Here is a 2,099-nt window from a genome sequence, read left to right on the forward strand (position 1 = left end):
GGCCCCGCGCGAGCGTTCGCGCGAAAGCCAAGCGGACGGATGTCCGCGCCGGCGACTGAGGTCAATCATATCGAGGAGTTGTCTTTCGCGTTTAAGCTTGTCTTAAAGCGCGGACCGTCGCATGACGGGCCATCGTTCTTTGTCATCGTGAATAGGTTTTTCTGATCTGACATATTGGTTGTCGGAGGCAAATCCGCCTTTGACGACATTATGTCGTGGGTAAAGTGAACTGTATCAGCGTCGGGCTTGTCCCTACGTATGATGCGATCAAGCGTCTTAAGGGCATTTCGTGGATGCCTTGGCACTGAGAGGCGATGAAGGACGTAGCACGCTGCGATAAGCTACGGGGAGCCGCGAGCAGGCTTTGATCCGTGGATTTCCGAATGGGGAAACCCCACCTTCGGGTGATCCCGACCTGAATACATAGGGTCGGGAGGCGAACCTGGCGAACTGAAACATCTAAGTAGCCAGAGGAAAGGACATCAACCGAGACTCCGCTAGTAGTGGCGAGCGAACGCGGACCAGGCCAGTGGCCTTGCATGTGTAACCGGAACCGTCTGGAAAGTCGGGCCATAGCGGGTGATAGCCCCGTACGGGTGGAAGCATGTAAGGTCCTTGAGTAGGGCGGGACACGTGAAATCCTGTCTGAACATGGGGGGACCACCCTCCAAGCCTAAGTACTCCTCAGTGACCGATAGTGCACAAGTACCGTGAGGGAAAGGTGAAAAGCACCCCGACGAGGGGAGTGAAAGAGTTCCTGAAACGGAATGCCTACAAACAGTGGGAGCTTCCTTGTGAAGTGACCGCGTACCTTTTGTATAATGGGTCAGCGACTTAGTGTATGCAGCAAGCTTAAGCCGGTAGGTGTAGGCGCAGCGAAAGCGAGTCTGAACAGGGCGTCAAGTTGCATGCATTAGACCCGAAACCGGGTGATCTAGCCATGGGCAGGTTGAAGGTGGGGTAACACCCACTGGAGGACCGAACTCACGTCTGTTGAAAAAGACGGGGATGACCTGTGGCTAGGGGTGAAAGGCTAATCAAACTCGGAAATAGCTGGTTCTCCGCGAAAACTATTTAGGTAGTGCGTCGTGTATTACCGCCGGGGGTAGAGCACTGGATGGGCTAGGGGTTCCCAAAGAGCTACCAAACCTAACCAAACTCCGAATACCGGTGAGTAGAGCACGGCAGACAGACGGCGGGTGCTAAGGTCCGTCGTCGAGAGGGAAACAGCCCAGACCGCCAGCTAAGGTCCCCAAATCATGGCTAAGTGGGAAAGGATGTGGGAAGGCCAAAACAACCAGGAGGTTGGCTTAGAAGCAGCCATCCTTTAAAGAAAGCGTAATAGCTCACTGGTCTAACAGCCGTCCTGCGCCGAAGATGTACCGGGGCTCAAGCCATGTACCGAAGCTGCGGATGTGGAGCAATCCACGTGGTAGCGGAGCGTTCCGTAAGCCTGCGAAGGGTCCCCGCGAGGGTGCCTGGAGGTATCGGAAGTGAGAATGCTGACATGAGTAGCGACAAACAGTGTGAGAAACACTGTCGCCGAAAGTCCAAGGGTTCCTGCGCAAGGCTAATCCGCGCAGGGTGAGCCGGCCCCTAAGGCGAGGGCGAAAGCCGTAGTCGATGGGAACCAGGTTAATATTCCTGGGCCTGCTGGACGTGACGACCCCTTTAAATTGTCTTCCCTTATCGGATTGGTGAGGGCAGTGACGGGGGTCCGGGAAATAACGCCAGCGCATAGACCGTACCCGAAACCGACACAGGTGGACTGGTAGAGTATACCAAGGCGCTTGAGAGAACGATGTTGAAGGAACTAGGCAAAATGACCCCGTAACTTCGGGAAAAGGGGTACCCGTTCCTGGGCAACCAGGGGCGGGTGGCACAGACCAGGGGGTGGCGACTGTTTACTAAAAACACAGGGCTCTGCGAAGTCGCAAGACGACGTATAGGGTCTGACGCCTGCCCGGTGCCGGAAGGTTAAAAGGAGGGGTGCAAGCTCCGAATTGAAGCCCCGGTAAACGGCGGCCGTAACTATAACGGTCCTAAGGTAGCGAAATTCCTTGTCGGGTAAGTTCCGACCTGCACGAATGGCGTAACGA

General features: G+C 55.6%; 1 rRNA gene. It reads left to right on the plus strand.

Going from position 1 to position 2,099, the window contains the following annotated elements:
* Positions 1-265 precede the first annotated feature (265 nt).
* Positions 266-2,099 (plus strand): 23S ribosomal RNA (locus F8N36_RS16300); the annotation flags it as partial.

The organism is Desulfovibrio sp. (genome assembly GCF_009712225.1).
Taxonomy (GTDB): domain Bacteria; phylum Desulfobacterota; class Desulfovibrionia; order Desulfovibrionales; family Desulfovibrionaceae; genus Desulfovibrio.